The 16,252-nt window shown below is 70.3% G+C and carries 11 protein-coding genes and 2 pseudogenes; 8 read left to right on the top strand and 5 right to left on the bottom strand.

Going from position 1 to position 16,252, the window contains the following annotated elements; translation table 11 throughout:
* Window positions 1-363 precede the first annotated feature (363 nt).
* The 4 genes from ACIG5E_RS37965 to ACIG5E_RS37980 all read left to right on the top strand — a co-directional run bounded on the left by ACIG5E_RS37965 (window position 364) and on the right by ACIG5E_RS37980 (window position 5,831).
* On the top strand, window positions 364-1,224 hold the full coding sequence (locus ACIG5E_RS37965; protein ID WP_396541637.1) for an ATP-binding cassette domain-containing protein: 861 nt from the start codon (window positions 364-366) through the stop codon (window positions 1,222-1,224).
* Between the two features lie 693 nt (window positions 1,225-1,917).
* Complete coding sequence (locus ACIG5E_RS37970) at window positions 1,918-3,501, top strand: MBL fold metallo-hydrolase (protein WP_396541639.1); 1,584 nt, start codon at window positions 1,918-1,920, stop codon at window positions 3,499-3,501.
* A gap of 156 nt (window positions 3,502-3,657) precedes the next feature.
* Window positions 3,658-4,677, top strand: coding sequence for a VOC family protein (locus ACIG5E_RS37975; RefSeq protein ID WP_396541641.1), 1,020 nt, complete (start codon window positions 3,658-3,660; stop codon window positions 4,675-4,677).
* A gap of 152 nt (window positions 4,678-4,829) precedes the next feature.
* On the top strand, window positions 4,830-5,831 hold the full coding sequence (locus ACIG5E_RS37980; protein WP_396541643.1) for an alpha-hydroxy acid oxidase: 1,002 nt from the start codon (window positions 4,830-4,832) through the stop codon (window positions 5,829-5,831).
* Here the strand turns inward: ACIG5E_RS37980 and sbnB are convergent.
* Entirely contained in the window at window positions 5,822-6,844 is a 1,023-nt protein-coding gene (sbnB, locus tag ACIG5E_RS37985; RefSeq protein WP_396541645.1) for a 2,3-diaminopropionate biosynthesis protein SbnB, read from the bottom strand. The genes ACIG5E_RS37980 and sbnB overlap by 10 nt on opposite strands.
* Entirely contained in the window at window positions 6,841-7,824 is a 984-nt protein-coding gene (gene sbnA / locus ACIG5E_RS37990; protein WP_396541647.1) for a 2,3-diaminopropionate biosynthesis protein SbnA, read from the bottom strand. Before sbnA ends, sbnB begins: the two co-directional genes overlap by 4 nt.
* Before the next feature lie 266 nt (window positions 7,825-8,090).
* Here sbnA and ACIG5E_RS37995 point away from each other — a divergent pair, with 266 nt between their 5' ends.
* Entirely contained in the window at window positions 8,091-9,566 is a 1,476-nt protein-coding gene (locus ACIG5E_RS37995; RefSeq protein WP_396541649.1) for an amino acid adenylation domain-containing protein, read from the top strand.
* 168 nt (window positions 9,567-9,734) lie between these two features.
* Here the strand turns inward: ACIG5E_RS37995 and ACIG5E_RS38000 are convergent, their stop codons facing one another.
* Complete coding sequence (locus ACIG5E_RS38000) at window positions 9,735-11,540, bottom strand: ABC transporter ATP-binding protein (RefSeq protein ID WP_396541651.1); 1,806 nt, start codon at window positions 11,538-11,540, stop codon at window positions 9,735-9,737.
* A 143-nt stretch (window positions 11,541-11,683) separates the two neighbouring features.
* On the bottom strand, window positions 11,684-12,481 hold the full coding sequence (locus ACIG5E_RS38005; RefSeq protein WP_396541653.1) for an alpha/beta fold hydrolase: 798 nt from the start codon (window positions 12,479-12,481) through the stop codon (window positions 11,684-11,686).
* Window positions 12,482-12,944: 463 nt separating this feature from the next.
* Here ACIG5E_RS38005 and ACIG5E_RS38010 point away from each other — a divergent pair, with 463 nt between their 5' ends.
* Window positions 12,945-13,160, top strand: coding sequence for an MbtH family protein (locus tag ACIG5E_RS38010; protein ID WP_396541655.1), 216 nt, complete (start codon window positions 12,945-12,947; stop codon window positions 13,158-13,160).
* Between the two features lie 382 nt (window positions 13,161-13,542).
* The gene (locus ACIG5E_RS38015) at window positions 13,543-14,643 is read left to right on the top strand and encodes a winged helix-turn-helix transcriptional regulator (RefSeq protein WP_396541657.1); all 1,101 of its coding nucleotides are present in this window, start codon (window positions 13,543-13,545) and stop codon (window positions 14,641-14,643) included.
* A 367-nt stretch (window positions 14,644-15,010) separates the two neighbouring features.
* Here the strand turns inward: ACIG5E_RS38015 and ACIG5E_RS38020 are convergent.
* Window positions 15,011-15,424 (bottom strand): annotated as a pseudogene (locus ACIG5E_RS38020) (Arm DNA-binding domain-containing protein); the annotation flags it as partial.
* Window positions 15,425-16,158: 734 nt separating this feature from the next.
* Between ACIG5E_RS38020 and ACIG5E_RS38025 the strand changes: the two are divergent.
* Window positions 16,159-16,252: pseudogene (locus tag ACIG5E_RS38025) on the top strand (transposase); the annotation flags it as partial.

Below are 16,252 nucleotides of genomic sequence, written 5' to 3' on the forward strand. Positions count from 1 at the left end.
CCTGGTCATGCTCACCCTGGCGGGCCCTCGCCCCACCCTCCCTGGACGCCAACCCGCGACAGCCTGACCCACACATCAAGCAGGAGAGCCCCAAAGGGGCTGTCTGCGGAGTGTGCAGAAGTGGCCGTCCCCCTTCCAAGCAATTCTTCGTCTGGAAGGCTTGGCCGTCCCCGCACCTCCGCCCCCCGCGCCCGCCCTCGCGGGCGTGCTGTGATGGGCGCCGGCCGGGCCCGGCACGGGTACCAGATCAGCCCCTGGACAACATCAGACCGTCGGTGTCAGCCCGAGGTTGACAGGAACCGCCAGTTGTTGCCGCCGAGAGACCGATGCCGTGCGGCCCGGTTCACTCCACCATGGTGATTCGTGATTGAGATCAGAGAACTGACGAAGCGCTATGGCCGGGTCACTGCCGTCGACGGCCTGAGCTTCACGGCCGAGGCCGGGCGCGTCACTGGGTTGGTCGGACCGGAGGGGGCGGGGAAGAGCACAACGCTGCGGCTGCTGCTGGGCCTGGGCACTTCGACCGCCGGCAGCGCGACGATCGACGGTCGGGAGTTCGGGGATCGCCCGCCGGGTCCGCGCGAGGTCGGCGTGCTGCTGGAGACCCACGGCGTGTACTGCCGTCACGTTGGCAACACCGCCCGAGAGTGCCTGACCGGCCTGGCCCGGCAGTACGGGCTGCCGCGTGGCCGGGTGGACGAGGTGCTGGAGGACGTCGGACTGGCCGACGCGGAGCAGCGCCGGGTCGGCACCTTCTCGCTGGGGATGCGCCAGCGCCTTGGCGTGGCCTTCGCCCTGCTGCCCGACCCGCTGGTCCTAGTGCTCGACGAGCCGCTCAACGGCCTGGACCACCGCGGGCTGGCCTGGGCGCAGGGCCTGTTCCGTCGGCTGGCCGGGGAGGGCCGCACGGTGCTCGTCACCGGTCAGCCACCGGTCGAACTCGCCGACGTGGCTGACGAGCTGGTGGTCGTCGCGGACGGCCGCCGGGTCCAGGGGCAGCGGGCAGCACTGCTCCTCGGCCGCGGCGGCCGCCGGCGGGTGCGGGTGCGCACGCCCGACGTCGAGGTGCTGACCGCGCTGCTGACCGACGAGGGGGCCTCGGTGGTTCGTGACGGCGACCAGGCACTGACGGTGATGGGCCTGAGCGCGCGGCAGGTCGGCGACATCGCCTTCCTGAACGTGGTTCCGGTGTACGAGCTGGTCCCGGAGGTCCCCGACCGCTGAGCCGCGCGGTGCCACTGCCTCCGCGCCCGGCCCGTCGACGGGCGACTGTTCAGGGCGCAGGTGCCGTAAACGGACGGGATGTTCCGATGATGACGGCTCGTCGACATACCCGCGCACCCCCACGAGTCGTGCGTGCGGAGCTCTCCACCGGCGGCCGGATCCCGCTGGGCGTGTGCCATGACCGTCGGTCCCTCCCCGACGGTGTCCAACTACCAAAGGAGAAAAGGTGTTCCGCCGTCCACGCTGCGCCCGTACCCTCCTCGACCGCCGTTCGGCGGTCCTGTCCGGTGTCCACGGCCGACTACCTGGAACTGGCCCGGTCCGTCGTCGCCGCGGTCTGACCGTCGGCGGGCCGCCGCTGTTCAACCGGCGCGCCGACGCAGTTGCACGGCGGGCGTGCCCGGGGATCCGGGCCCGCCCGCCGCCCGACCGGCCTGTTCAAGGAGCGTGCGAGGCTGACGGCTCTTGATCCACCACGCTGCCCCGGGCCATTCTGATTCGGGCGATCGCGCCGCGTGCAGCGATCCCCGTATGGCGAGGCGGATGTGGTTTCTTCGGCCTCCGGGTATTGGCCCGGGCTGACTCTCTCTGGTCGTCATTCCAGCACGGTTCGGTCGGGCATCCGGAATTCTGGGACCTACCCCGGCCGATTTGGTCAATTCCTTCTGAGTTCTTCTGGAGTGAGGGGTGCAGATGTCCGACGAGAAGCTGTTCCTGCGGTCGAACGCCATCATCGAGCCACTGGTGGACAGGTTCTTCGCCTGGCCTTATACGATCGCGCCCGTGCAGGCGGCGATGAACCTCGCGTTCCTGCAGCTGCCGCTGCTGGAGTCCTACCTCCAGTCCCCGCAGGTGCACGTCGCGGCGAGCAACAACCCCGAGCTGCGTGGCGGCTACTTCATCAACATCCCGGAGTCGCGTGCCGACGAGGTCAGTGACCTGGTCGCCTCGATCAAGCGCGACCGGGCCGACATGCTGCGCTTCGCCGAGGCCATCGCGGCCGGTCAGGAGATCCTGCGCGCCAATGCGACCGGTTTCGACCTCACCCCGCTCTACCCGAAGATGCCGGAGGAGCTCGGCGGACTCATCGAGCTCGCCTACGACACCGACAACCAGGCGCAGATGCGCTTCATGGAGCCGGTGGTCTACAAGAGCAAGGTCTACGACGAGTCACGCCAGTCGGTCCAGCTGTCGCTGGAGACCGGGATCGAGCGCCCGTTCATCCTGAGCACCCCGCGCTTGCCTTCGCCGGACGTCCTGGAGCTGAACATCCCGTTCCGCCACGAGGGCCTCAGCGAGCTGTTCAAGGCCCGGGTTCACGGCACCACCCTCGCGCACCTGCGCGAGGCGCTGGGCCTGGACGACACCCAGGCCGTCCAGCTGTCGAAGCTGCTGACGGACCGCCCGAGCCTGGCCGAGGATCGGCACATCGAGAGCGGCGGCCGGATCCGCTACTTCGGGCACGCCTGCCTGGTCCTGCAGACGCCCGAGGCCGCGATCGTCACCGACCCGTTCATCAGCGCCGACAGCACCGCCGGCGACCGCTACACGCTGGACGACCTGCCGGACTACATCGACCTGGTGTTGATCACCCACGGGCACCAGGACCACATCGTCCTGGAGACCCTGCTCCAGCTGCGCGGCCGTCTCGGCGCGATCGTCGTCCCCCGTTCCTCACGCGGCAACCTGGCCGACCCGTCGATGGCGCACATGCTTCGCCACCAGGGCTTCAACGTCATCGAGGTGGACGACTTCGACGAGGTCGAGTTCCCCGGCGGCAAGATCACCGCGACGCCGTTCCTCGGCGAGCACTGCGACCTGGACATCCGCGCCAAGTCCACCTACTGGGCCGAGCTGGCCGGCAAGAAGATCTTCATCGGCGCCGACTCCTCCGGCATCGAGCCCTCGCTCTACCGCTACATCAAGAACCACCTGGGCACCGCCGACATCGCCTTCCTCGGCATGGAGTGCGACGGCGCGCCGCTGACCTGGCTCTACCAGGCGCTGCTGACCGTCCCGGTGACCAAGAAGATGAGCAACTCGCGCAAGCTCTCCGGCTCCAACGCCGAGCAGGCCGCTGCCATCATGACCGAGCTCGGCGCCCGGGAGGCGTACGTCTATGCCATGGGCGAGGAGGACTGGCTTGGTCACGTGATGGCCACCACGTACACCCCGGACACCTTCCAGATCAAGCAGATCGAGGAGTTCCTGGGCTGGTGCAAGGAGCGTGACATCAAGGCCGGCCACCTCTTCAAGCAGCAGGAGTGGCGCTGGTAGTCACGCGGCGTCGGTAAGGCCTGTGGGGGCGGGCACCGGGATTCGTCGTCCGCGAGGACCCGGTGGTCCCGCCCCCGCCCGTCGGCCCGGACCCGCGAGGCCACGTCATCCAGGAAACGTCGTCGGCCTTCGGCCGTTCAGGAGGTAGGTAGCACCATGGCGGTGCAGGACATCGTCTACGCCGAACTGTTCACCTCGAGCAAGGTCTCCGCCGTCGACTACTTCGTCTCGGCCCTCGGCTTCAGGCCGGTCGCGGACTCGGTGGAGACCGATCGCAGCTCCGTGCTGCTGCGCCAAGGGGACGTGAACCTGGTGGTCACCTCCGGCCGCGGCATCTGGCGCTTCCTCGACAGGCACGGCGACGGCATCGCCGACCTGGCCTTCGGTTGTGACGACCCGGTGGCGGACGGCGAGCGGGCGGTGGCGGCCGGCGCTGTCCGGTTGGACCCCGCCCGCGGCAACATCGTGGTCTCCGGCTTCGGCGGCGTCTCCCACACCCTGCTCCCAGCCGCCGCCCACCCCGGCGCACCACTCGTCGACGGCCGCCGGTGGAGGCCCTGCCCATCTGGCCCGGTCGCCGAGTCCCCCCGGGTCCGACTGCTCGACCACGTCGCGGTCTGCCTCGACGGCGGCACCCTGGACCGGTACACCGACTTCTACCGGGACGCCTTCGGCTTCTTGCGCTATTCGTCCGAGTACATCGCCGTCGGAGGGCAGGCGATGGACTCCATCGTGGTGCGCAGCGCCTCCGGCCGGGTCACCTTCACAATGGTCGCGCCGGACCCGGCGAAGGAGCCCGGCCAGCTGGACGCCTTCCTGGAGCGCAACGCCGGCCCGGGCGTGCAGCACCTGGCCTTCCTCGTGGACGACATCGTCGCCGCGGTCGGCGAGGCCCGTGACCACGGCGACGAGTTCCTCAACACCCCCGACGCGTACTACGACCTGCTCGCCGAACGCTTCGACGGGATGGCCGAGCAGATAGCCGAGCTGCGCAAGGCGCAGGTGCGGGCCGGCCGGGACGAGTTGGGGCACCTGCTACAGGTGTTCACCCGCTCGCCCTACCACCACAAAACCCTCTTCTTCGAACTGATACAGCGCCATGGTTCCCGGGGCTTCAGCAGCGCCGACATCCGGCCCCTGCACGAGGCAGTCGAGCGCGACCTGCTGACCTCCTAATGGCCGGCCCGCTGACCCCCGCCTGCGTCCGAGACCCTGACCCGCTGTCAGCTGGAGTTCGCGGTCTGGGACTTCCTTGCCGGCGGAGTCGGGGAGGAACGCACCCCCGCCGCCGACCCGGCGGCGCTTGAGCGTGTCCAGCCAGGCCCCGGGTGCTGGCCGGCTGCGGCGCGCCCGCCACCGACACCCGGATCCTCGGGCGGCCCTGGCCCCTGCCGTTCGGCATCGCGCCGACGGCCTACCACGCCCTGGCCCACCCGGACGGCGAGGTCGCCGCCGCCCGTGCCGCCGGCCGGCTCGGTGTCCCGCTGGTGGCGAGCACCTTCGCGAGCCGCGCCTTCGAGGACATCACGGGGGCCACCATCGCCCCGCTCTGGCTCCAGGTGTACTGCTTCCGCGACCGCGCCACCACCCGCGAACTGGGCCGGCGTGCCGAGGCGGCCGGCTTCGAGGTGCTGCTGCTCACCGTGGACGCCCCGCACCTCGGCCGCTGGCTGTGCGACCTGCGCAACGACTTCCGGCTGCCGGACGGCGTCGCCCCGGCCAACCTGAGCGGCGGCGGCTTCTCCTCGCCCGGCGGGCACACACGGACCGAATTCGATCCCGCGCTCGACTGGTCGGTGGTGGAGTGGCTGCGGTCGGTCAGTTCGCTGTCGGTCCTGGTCAAGGGAGTGCTGACCGCCGAGGATGCCCGGCTCGCGCTGGCCGCCGGTGCGGACGGAATCGTGGTGTCCAACCACGGCGGCCGTCAGCTGGACGGCGCCCCGGCTACGCTGGACGTGCTGCCGGAGATCGCTCGGGCGGGTGCGGGCGCCTGCCGGCTGCTCCTCGACGGCGGGGTGCGGCGCGGAGCGGGCGGCGCTCGGACTGCGCTGGAACGAGCCGACCGGGGGCTTCTTCCTGGCCGTCGACGTGCCGTTCACGGCGGACAACGCGGCCCTGGAGCTCTGCGCCGAGAAGTTCGGGGTGATCCGGACGCCGATGTCGTACTTCTCCCCGCAGGGCGGCGGCGAGCGCAGCCTGCGGCTCTCGGTCAGCTACCTGACGTAGCCGCAGATCGCCGAGGGCGTCGGGCGGCTGGCCAACTTCATCCGCTGGGCGGCCGGGGAGCGGCCCTTCTCCGTACGCGTTTCCGGTACGGTCCTCAGCCGTAGCGCTTCATCTCGTGGAAGAAGTCGGGGACGGTCTGCAGGCCTCCGGCCGCGGCGACCTCGTCGTGGACGAACTTCGCCACGGCTAGGTCCAGCACCCCCAGTCCGAACGGGGAGAAGACCACGGGCCGGTCGGCCGGGGGAGTGGTCCGGCCCTCCAGCAGGTCGAAGAGCGTGCCGTCGACGAAGTCGCGGTTGCCGGTGAGCTGTTCGGCCAGGTGCGGCGAGGTGTTCGCCTTGAGGCAGTGGTCGACGTCATCGACCAGGTTGTAGGAAGCGAGGACGATCTCGGGGGAGAGGTCGCGCAGCGAGACGTGCAGGACCACCGGGTTGTGGGCGAACAGGGCGGGGTCGAGGATGTGCGGCTCGCCCGCGACCGTGGCCAGCACGATGAGGTCGGACGCGGCGATCAGCGACTCGGCGCTGTCGTGGATCGTCACCGGGCCGGACCCGGCGCGCTGCAGGTACCCCTCGAAGCCCTCGGCGTGCTCCCGGGACAGGTCGTGGACCCCGACCTCATCGAAGTCGAGACCGCCCGCCACCAGGTACGTATGCAGGTAGCGCGCGATCAGCCCGACCCCGATGAAGCCGACCCGGCTCGGTGCCACGCCCCGCCGCTCGGCGATCGCCACCGCCGCCAGGGCCGCCGAGGCGGCGGTACGCGAGGCGCTGATGACGGAACTCTCCAGGCAGGCCAGCGGATAGCCGGTCGCGGTGTCGTTGAGGACGACCACGGCGGAGGCGCGCGGGATGCCGGCGGCGACGTTCCCCGGGAACGACGAGATCCACTTGATGCCGTGCACGTCGACGTCGCCGCCGACCGAGGCGGGCAGCGCGATGATCCGGTCGGCCGGCTGCTCGGGGAAGCGCAGGAAGTACGAGTCGGGGTTCACCGTGAGGCCTCGGCCGTGCAGGCGGTACGTGTTCTCGACCGTCGCGATGACCTCTTTCTCACGGCCGCGCAGGACGTCGACGACCTGCGCTCCGGGGATGACGGAGAAGGAGGGAGTGGTCATGGGTGCGGGCTCCAGTGCGAGTGGGTGAACGGGCCGTCCTGGCCGAAGTGTTCGTTCAGCCAGTGGTCGTCGTAGATGGAGGTCAGGTAGCGCTCGCCGAGGTCGGGGGAGATCGCGACGGCGACCGGGTCCTCGCCGGGGTACTTCTCGGCCAGCCAGCGGGAGGCTCCGCCCACCACCGTCCCGGTCGACCCGCCGAGCACGAAGCCGCGGGCCGCCAGCTCGCGGCAGACCCGGATGGTGTCGGGCTCGGAGACGTGCACGACGTCGTCGACGACGGACTCGTCGACCAGCTGCGGGCGGGTGCTGGTGCCGAGTCCCGGGACCACCCGGCGCTCCGGGACTCCTCCGAAGGTGACCGAACCGACGGCGTCGACGGCCACCACGGTGACGTCCGGGCGGTGCTGTTTGAAGTAGCGCGCGCACCCCATGAGGGTGCCGGTGGTGCCGGCGCCGACGAACAGGACCGCCAGGTCCGGGAAGCTGGCCGCGATGGCCGGCGCCGTCTTCTCGTAGTGCGCCCGCCAGTTGTCCGGGTTGGCGTACTGGTTGAGCCAGAGGTAGCGGTCGCTGGTGGCGCAGAGGTCGCGGACGTACTGGATGCGGCTGTGCAGGTACCCCAGGTTGGCGTCCTGGGTGCTGACCACCCGGACGTCCGTGCCCAGCGAGCGCATCAGCTGCTGGGCGGTCGAGTTGCACCGGGGGTCGGTCACGCAGATGAAGCGGTAGCCCCGGTCGGCCGCGATGACGGCCAGCGCGATGCCGAGGTTGCCCGAAGAGGATTCCACCAGGACCGAGTCGGGTCCGATCCGGCCCTCCCGCTCCGCGGCGTCGACCATCGCGACGGCGGCCTTCAGCTTGATGGATCCGGCGAAGTTGAACCCTTCGCATTTCAGGTACAACGGCGTGCCGTTCACCCGGCGCAGATCCAGGTAGAGATCCTCGACATTGAATTCGTGCGGGGAGCTGATAATGGGCATGGTGCCGGACACCTCGGCAGGACGGTAAGGGATGCGGGGAGGATCGACGCGGCCGAAAGCCGGCGTCAAGAAGTCGGGTTGACCTGCTCGGCGCGCAGCTCTCCCGGCCCGAGCGTCAATTCTCGTCGCCCCGGCGGCGGGCGAATTTGCTATCCGATCGCCCCCGGCGTCGATTACCGTACTTCACGGGAAGTAGCCCGGCAAGATCCGGATATTCCCTGGACAGTTGAATGCGGATAATGCCGCCGATCAAAAGGAGCGGATTCGTGACGATTGAGGACGGCCTGCTCGGCCCCGCCGGACTCCCGGAACTGGCCATCGCTCCCGGGGAACTGCGGCGGGCCCGCGAGCTGGCGCTCACCCGCGACCACCCGACCGACCTCTCGGATGCCGTGGTCACCCGGGTGGAGCGCTTCGCCTGTGAGCGTGACCGGCCGGCCGTCCGGGACGCCCATGGCCGGGTCGGCTATGCCGAACTGGCCCTGCGGGCCCGTCGACTGGCCACCTTGATGGAGCGTGAGGGGGTCGGCCCCGGCTCGGTCGTCGCGGTCGGCGGCGAACGCGGCGCCACCGTCGTCGCCGCCTTCCTGGCCACCGAGCTGCTCGGCGCGCTCTACCTGCCCGTCGACGGCAACTGGCCCGCGCGCCGGGTCGCGGACGTCCTCGGCCAGGCCGGTGCTGGTCTGCTGCTCAGCACCGACCCGGAGGCGGTGCCGGCCTCGCTCTCCGAGGGCGCCGCGGAGGTCGGTGTCCCGGTGGTCCGGGCCGCCGGGGCGGCCGACCGCGACCCCTGGCAGGGTCCCGCCCGGCTGGAGCGCCCCGACCAGCCCCGGTACGTGCTGTTCACCTCCGGCTCCACCGGCCGGCCCAAGGGCGCGGTGGTCGAGCACCAGGGCATGCTCAACCACCTCGTCGCCAAGGTCGTGGACCTCGGTCTGACCGGGGAGGACGTGGTCGCCCAGACCGCCCCGCTCGGCTTCGACATCTCCATCTGGCAGATGCTCTGCCCGCTGGTCGTCGGCGGCGAGGTCAGCGTGGTCGCCGATGCGACCGCCCATGACGCGGTGGCCTTCGCCCGGCTCGTCGACGAACACCACGTCACCGTCGTGGAGTTGGTTCCCACCATGGTGCGTCTGCTGCTGGACGACCTGGCCGCCGTTCCGGCGTCCGGGCGGCTCGCGAGCCTGCGCTGGATGCTCGCCACCGGCGAGGAGCTGCCCACCGAGGTGGCCCGCCGCTGGCTCCGGGAGATGCCCCAGGCCGGACTGGTGAACGCCTACGGTCCCACCGAGTGCTCCGACGACGTGACCCACCACACTGTGCTGCCCGCGGACCTCGACCTGATGCGCCTGCCGATCGGCACGCCGGTGGTCAACACCCAGCTCTACGTGCTGCGTCGCGCGGAGGACGGCTGGCAGAGCTGCGAGCCCGGAGAGACCGGGGAGCTGTTCGTCGGCGGGGTGGGCGTGGGGCGCGGGTACGTCCACGATCACGACCGCACCCGGGACGCGTTCTTCCGCGACCCGTTCCGCGCCACGCCCACCGGCCGGCTCTACCGGACCGGCGACGCGGTGCGGGTCCTCCCGCAGGGGGCGCTGCAGTACTTGGGCCGAGTGGACCGCCAGGTCAAGCTCGCCGGGGTCCGGATGGAGCTCGGCGAGATCGAGGCGGTCCTGCAGCGCCACCCCGCGGTCGGTGCGGTCGCAGTCGTGGTGCACGACTTCGCCGCCGGGCGCCGCTGACGCCGCTCCGTTCAACCAGCGCGGGGGGGGGGGGGGGGGGGGGGGGGGGCCCCCCCCCCCCCCCCGCCCCCCCCCCCCCCCCCCCGCCACCGTCCCCGGGCACGGCCAAGGTGCCGGCCCCCGGTGCATCACCGGGGGCCGGCACCTTCGTCCTGCCGTGGTACCGCGTCAGTGCGGCTCGGCGACGACCACCGCCTCCTCCAGCGGCTCGTACTGCGCGAACTGGGTGCGGTAGAGGTCGGCGTACAGGCCGCCGGCGGCCAGCAGCTCCTCGTGCGTGCCACGCTCGGCGACCCGTCCGGCCGCCACGACCAGGATCTGGTCGGCCTCGCGGACGGTGGAGAGCCGGTGTGCGATCACCAACGAGGTCCGTCCGGCGAGCGCCGTCCTGAGGGCGCGCTGGATCGCTGCCTCGGAGTCCGAGTCGAGGTGCGCGGTCGCCTCGTCCAGGATCACCACCGGTGGGGCCTTGAGCAGCAGTCGGGCGAGGGCGATCCGCTGTTTCTCGCCGCCGGAGAGCCGGTGGCCGCGGTCGCCGACCACGGTGTCCAGGCCGTCCGGGAGTGCCTGGACGGTATCCCAGATCAGCGCCGCCCGGCAGGCGTCGACCAGCTCCTGCTGGCTCGCCCCCGGCCGGGCGTACTCCAGGTTGGCCCGCAGGGTGTCGTGGAAGAGGTGCGCGTCCTGGGTGACCACACCGATGGTGTCGCGCAGCGACTGCAGCGTCAGATCCCGGACATCGTCGCCGGCCACCCGGACGGTGCCCTCGGTGGCGTCGTACAGCCGGGGCACCAGCTGGGTGATCGTGGTCTTGCCCGCGCCGGAGGGCCCGACCAGCGCGGTGAGCTTCCCGGCCGGGACGTCGAAGCTCAAGTCGCGCAGGGTCCACGACTCCTCGGTCGACCCGGTGTTCGGCGGGGCCGGGTGTCCGAGCGAGGCCAGTGAGTCCTCGTTGGTGCCCGGGTAGCGGAAGGAGACCTTCTCGAAGGTGATCCGGGGTGCGGCGTCGGAGCGCTCGACGGCTCGGGCGTCGGGGGCCTGGCCGATGTGCGGCTTGAGGTCCAGGATCTCGAACACCCGGTCGAAGCTGACCAGCGCCACCATGGCGTTCGCCTGCAGGCCGGACAACTGGTTGATCGGCCCGTAGAGCCGCAGCAGCAGCGCGACCATGGCCACCAGTGTGCCGAGCTCCAGGGAGCCGTCGATGGTGAGCACACCGCCCACCCCGTAGACCAGCGCGCTGGTGAGCGCGGTGAGCACGATAGTGAGGACGCCGAGGATCCGGCTCTGCAGGATCAGGGCGATGGCGACGTCCCGCACGCGGGCGGCCTTGCTGGCGAACAGGCCCGACTCCTGCTCCGCGCGGCCGTACAGCTTGGCGAGCGTTGCGCCCGCGACGTTGAACCGCTCGCTCATCAGCGCGCTGAGCTCAGCGTCCAGTTCCATCCGCCGCCGGGAGAGCCGCTGCAGCCGCCTGGCGATCAGCCGGGCCGGCAGGAAGAAGAGCGGGATGACCACCAGCGCCGTGAGGGTGATCTGCCAGGACAGGTAGAACATCGAGCCCAGCACCAGAACCAGCGACAGCACGGTGGACAGCGAGTCGGATAGCAGGCTGGTCACCGCCTGCCGAGCCCCGACCACGTCGGTGTTCAGTCGGCTGATCAGCGCGCCGGTCTGGGTGCGGGTGAAGAAGGATAGCGACTGTGCCTGGACGTGGGCGAACACGTTGGTGCGCAGGTCGTACACGACGCCCTCGCCGATTCGCCCGGAGCACCACGCCACCAGGTAGACCGAGCCCGCCTCGACCAGCGACAGCCCGGCGACGACCAGGCACAGCGAGATCACGACGCTGGTGTGTCCGGGCAGGATGCCGTCGTCGACGATCTTCTTCAGCAACAGCGGGCTGGCGGCGGTAGTCACCGCGTCGATCACGGTGCCGACCAGCAGCAGCACCACGGTCCACCGGCGCGCCATCGCGTACGGGACGATCCGTCGGACTGTCCCCCTCCTGATCCGTCCGGCGGCCGGCTCGTCGCCGTCCCCTGCCGACGCCCGACCTGGTCCCGCATCCCGGTTCCTTGCCATGCTGGAATCAGCTCCGTGTTCGTCGGGGGCCGTCAGTGCTTGTCGAGGAACTCGATGATCGCCGCGTTGACAGCGTCCGGGTTCTCTAGGTTTCCGAGGTGGCCGCACTTGGGAATCTCCACGTAGTCGCAGCCGGGAATGGTGCCCGCGACCTCGGCGACCAGGTGGGGCGGGCAGATGAGGTCGTCGGAGAAGGCAATCGCACGACAGGGCACGCCGACCGTGCGCAGGGCGTCGCGGCGGTCGCCGGCGACATCCGCCCCCTGTTGGCCGGGGGCGCTCTGACCTGTGGTCAGCTCGAAGATCTCCAGCCAGCCGGAAGCGGCGTCGTCGTCGTTGAGCGTCGTGGGGGAGAGCATCTCCAGGACGGTGCGCACCGCCTCGTACTTGGGCGGCAGGGTGACGCCGGAGGCGGTCAGCGCGCGCTCCGCGGCTACCATCATCCGGCGGGTGGCGTCCGACCGGGCCCGGGTGGCCAGGAGGACGGCGCAGCGCACCAGGTCGGGGCGGGCGCGTGCGACCTCCTGGGCTATCATGGCGCCCATTGACGTGCCGACGAGCCGGCACGGTCCCAGGTCCAGCGCCTCGATCAGGCCGAGGGTGTCGGCGGTCAGGTCGGCCAGCGAGTACTCGCCGGGTGGGGCGTCGGAGGGCGCGATGCCCCGGTTGTCGAAGACGATCGTCTCGTAGCCGGCCCTGTTCAGTGCCGGGGTCTGGTGCATGGTCCAAACCCGGCCGCCGGCACCCGAGCCCATGATGAGCAGCACCGGTTCCCCCCTGCCGGACCGTTGGTAGGAGAGCCGGACCCCGTTTGCGCTCACGAACGGCATGGCGGTGCTCCCTCGCCAGCGACGGGTGCGAGCATGACGGCCTCCTGGGTGTCGAACGGGGAGATGGCCCGGGGCGGAGCGCGTCCGTGACCGGGGACGGCCGGGCCCCTGCACTGGTGGATCCGGGGACGGCCCGGTCTGGACGGGCATCGGCCCGTCGCCATCGGCGGCAGCGTTCCACGATGTCATCGGGCTGACGCTCCATCAAGATCGGCGCGACCCCCGGGTAATTCGTTCCGGCTCAGAGCCGTTCAACCGGAGCGTGGGGGCAGTTGAACAGCCGGGCGGGGAGAGCGGACGGCAGCGGTTGACGCGTCGGCGCGGCTTGAGGACATAGTGGGCTCGCACGGGGCCCGGCGCCGCGCCGGACGGCCACCGACGGTGGAGCGAGTCCGGGTGAACCACCCGGTGAACGCGCGCCATCGATGCGACCCACCTCATGTATCCAAGAAAGGACGGCGTGGTGACGAATCCGTTCGACGATCCCGATGCCGAGTACCTGGTCCTGGTCAACGACGAGGGCCAGCACTCGCTGTGGCCCGTCTTCGTCGACGTTCCCGAGGGCTGGACCTCAGTGTTCGGGAAGGCGGGGCGTCAGGAGTGCCTCGACCACATCGAGAAGTCGTGGACCGACATGCGGCCCAAGAGCCTGATCGAGGCCATGGCGGCGCAGAACTAGTCCGGCTGCCAGCGATGCCGCCGACCGTTCCTCCGACGGTCGGCGGCATCGGTATGTCCGGCTTCGTCGTTGCCGAACCATTCGTTCTTTCAGTAGCCGCAAGGAAGTTGATGGAGACTCGACACGCGTAGGTGCAGCGGGTGACTATGGGACTGGGTGTTCGGAAGTTGCTTGTGACTCACGGGGTGAGAGACGGGTCGGTTCTACCCAAACTGCTATCGGCTGGCCGTTAGCGGTGGTCGAGTGCTGGGCTGTTCAGGGGGCCGGCCCGAGGGGCGGTACACGGGTGCTCCTACAGGGGTTCGGTCCCTTCCGACCCCGGCCGGGTGAGTTCCAGCGGCAGCCGGGTTGATCTGTTTGACGGGATGGGGGGAGTACGACGATGAGCCATGGCGGCGCTGATAGCGAGGGCTTCACAGAATTCGAACTTGAGAAGACCGCCAACCGAATTGCGAAGACGGTGGTGCTTCGTCAACGAGACGTCGTCCGACTGCCGATCGCCTCGCTCATGCCGGGGGAGTCGCCTCGTCTCGACGGTCAGGACGCGGAACACGTGGCCCGGCTGGCGGAACTCGACGAGCCGCTGCCCCCCATTCTCGTGGATCGCCGCACCATGCGGGTGATCGACGGCATGCATCGCCTGCTCGCTGCCTGCCTGCGGGGCCAGGACACCATTGAGTCAGAACTCTTCGACGGCACACGCGAGGAAGCGTTCCTCCGTGCCGTTGAGGCGAACGTGACGCACGGCCTCCCGCTCTCCCAGCCGGACCGGCGAGCCGCGGCCGCGCGGATCCTGGAGGCTTACCCGGAGATGTCGGACCGGGCCATCGCCAAGGCCTCCGGCCTCGGGACGAAGTCGGTGGCCGCCATCAGACGGAACATGAACCTGGGGGAGGCCCAGCCGACCGCCAGGATCGGGCGGGACGGCAAGATCCGGCCGCTGAGCAGCGCGGAGGGCCGGCGCCGGGCCGCCGAGCTGATCACGGAGAACCCGGGAGCCTCGCTGCGCGAGATCGCGCGGCGCGCCGGGATCTCGCCCGCCACGGTGAGCGACGTTCGCAAGCGGCTGACGTCTGGTGAGCTTGCCGTCACCGAACGCCGACCGGTCTCCGTCCCGGACGTCGACGGCGGCCTGTCGGTCGCCGCCGACCGGGTGCCTGCGCAACGGAGCGTCCGAAAGGTGCGCTCGGTGCAGCCGGACCCGCTCGAACTGATGGAGAAGCTGCTCCGGGACCCCTCCCTGCGGCACAAGGAGGAGGGACGCCACCTGCTGCGCCTGCTCCAGCAGAACGCGCTCGGCAACCAGATGTGGGCCAAGCTGGCCGCCGCCGTGCCCGCGCACTGCCGTAACCTCGTCGTCGACCTCGCGCGCCAGTACGCGGAGACCTGGACGGACTTCGCGCAGGAGCTGGACCAGAGCATCCGCACCATGAGCCGGGACACCCAGCTCCCGCAGGAGCGCCAGGTCGGAATGGGGGCGTAGCAGCTCGCCCGTGGCGACGCGGCGGCGGGCAGCCGCCGCACCAGGCCCAACGGCGGTGGTCCGGGTACCGCGCCCGAGGATCCGGGCCAGGATGACGGCGCCGACGGCAAGGGCGGCGGCGACAATGACGCGGTCCCGGTATCCGGCGTCTCACCCCGCCATGCCGCAGGAACGCGGCCGCCTCATCGGGCGTCCAGCAGGTTCGCTCCGCGGCGCGGGGCTTGGGCGGGACGGAGTGCTTGGCCGGATTGTAGCGCAGACGCCAGGAGCGGACCGCGGTGTTGAGCGCGTTGCGGAGGGTGGAGACGGCCCGGTAGACGGTGACCCGGCCCCGCTTCGCCTCGAGCTGGGCGAGAATCCAGTCGTCGATATGCTTCGGACGCAGATCGAGCAGCCGGTGCCGGCCGAAGGCAGGGATGAGATCTCGCTCGACACACGCCGCGTAGCCAGCGTAGGTGTTCGGCGCGAGCGTCGGCTTCCTCGTGGCGAGCCATTCACGCAGGTAGCTGGCGACGGTGGTGCGGCGATTCTCGTAGACGCCGCGCAGCTCACCGTCCAGCACGGCAGCCATCTCGCGGGCCGCCTCGGCCCGGCTGGCGAACCCGCCCCGCCGACGGACACGGCGCCGGCCGTCCTCCTTCGCGAGGTCGACCGTGTACGTCCACTTGCCGTGCTTGATGTCCCCGGCCAGACGCGGGCACCACGGGCTCAGCTGCTTCTTGTTCTCGGCCTGGCATCCGCACCGGCGGTAGACCCGGCCCCTGCTCGTACGCTGCGCCATGAGCTTCTCCTCCTTGGACTCGGTGATCCCGGATCCAAGAATTGCCGCGAGGCCGGGCGCGTCGGCAGAGCGCACGGGGCGGTGCGCGAGGCACGTCAGAACCAGTCGGGCAGGACACGCTCAAGACGACACACCGTTCGGAAGATCATGATCCGTAGCCGGTGGGTAGTCGACCTTGATCCGCCCGAAACGACCCCGCCGGTCAGCGGCGCCACGGGCACGACTGTCAGGCGCTGCCGGCGGCGGTTGCTGAGGGTCCGCCAGATCTCTGTTACTCGCGGTGACGGGGCCTGGCCTGGAGTCCTGGGGACCACTTGGGGACCAGTTTGGGACCACGCGCGATGAGCGCCTATGAGCGCCCGTGGGTCGAAACGGACGTCTATGTACGAATCGAACGCTGACGGGTCGTCACTCGCGGTCGAGTCGGGCCGCTGAGATGAGTCTGCGGTGTGTGCCAACAATCCATCGTTCCAGTGTAGTTGAGCAACAAAAAGCCAAGACCTTGAGGTCTGGGGGTCAAGGGGTCGCAGGTTCAAATCCTGTCGTCCCGACTTGCATCACTGCAGGTCAGAGGCCGTTTCCGCCGGATGGTGGAGACGGCCTTCGTGGTTGGTGGTCGCAGTGTGGTCGTGAACGCCCGTTCACGTCGCGCTCGGAGGGCACTACCTGCACTCGGGAGCTCCTCAGGGTGGCTGGCTCGTCCTTCGTTGGCGGGTTGAGTGCGGCTGACAGGCCGGCCCCTCGACCCGGTCTACCCGGTGATCTTCATCGACTGCATCCACGTGAAGGTCCGCGACGGCCAGGTGGCCAACCGGCCGATCTATGTCG

It is taken from the genome of Kitasatospora sp. NPDC053057 (assembly GCF_044546945.1).
Lineage (GTDB): Bacteria > Actinomycetota > Actinomycetes > Streptomycetales > Streptomycetaceae > Kitasatospora.

What these genes read in the sequence shown, in the direction of transcription:
- sbnB (WP_396541645.1), bottom strand. Translation starts at nt 6,844, where the DNA reads ATGACCACTCCCTCCTTCTCCGTCATCCCCGGAGCGCAGGTCGTCGAC.
- sbnA (WP_396541647.1), bottom strand. Translation starts at nt 7,824, where the DNA reads ATGCCCATTATCAGCTCCCCGCACGAATTCAATGTCGAGGATCTCTAC.
- ACIG5E_RS38015 (WP_396541657.1), top strand. Translation starts at nt 13,543, where the DNA reads ATGAGCCATGGCGGCGCTGATAGCGAGGGCTTCACAGAATTCGAACTT.
- ACIG5E_RS38005 (WP_396541653.1), bottom strand. Translation starts at nt 12,481, where the DNA reads ATGCCGTTCGTGAGCGCAAACGGGGTCCGGCTCTCCTACCAACGGTCC.
- ACIG5E_RS37970 (WP_396541639.1), top strand. Translation starts at nt 1,918, where the DNA reads ATGTCCGACGAGAAGCTGTTCCTGCGGTCGAACGCCATCATCGAGCCA.
- ACIG5E_RS37975 (WP_396541641.1), top strand. Translation starts at nt 3,658, where the DNA reads ATGGCGGTGCAGGACATCGTCTACGCCGAACTGTTCACCTCGAGCAAG.
- ACIG5E_RS38000 (WP_396541651.1), bottom strand. Translation starts at nt 11,540, where the DNA reads ATGGCGCGCCGGTGGACCGTGGTGCTGCTGCTGGTCGGCACCGTGATC.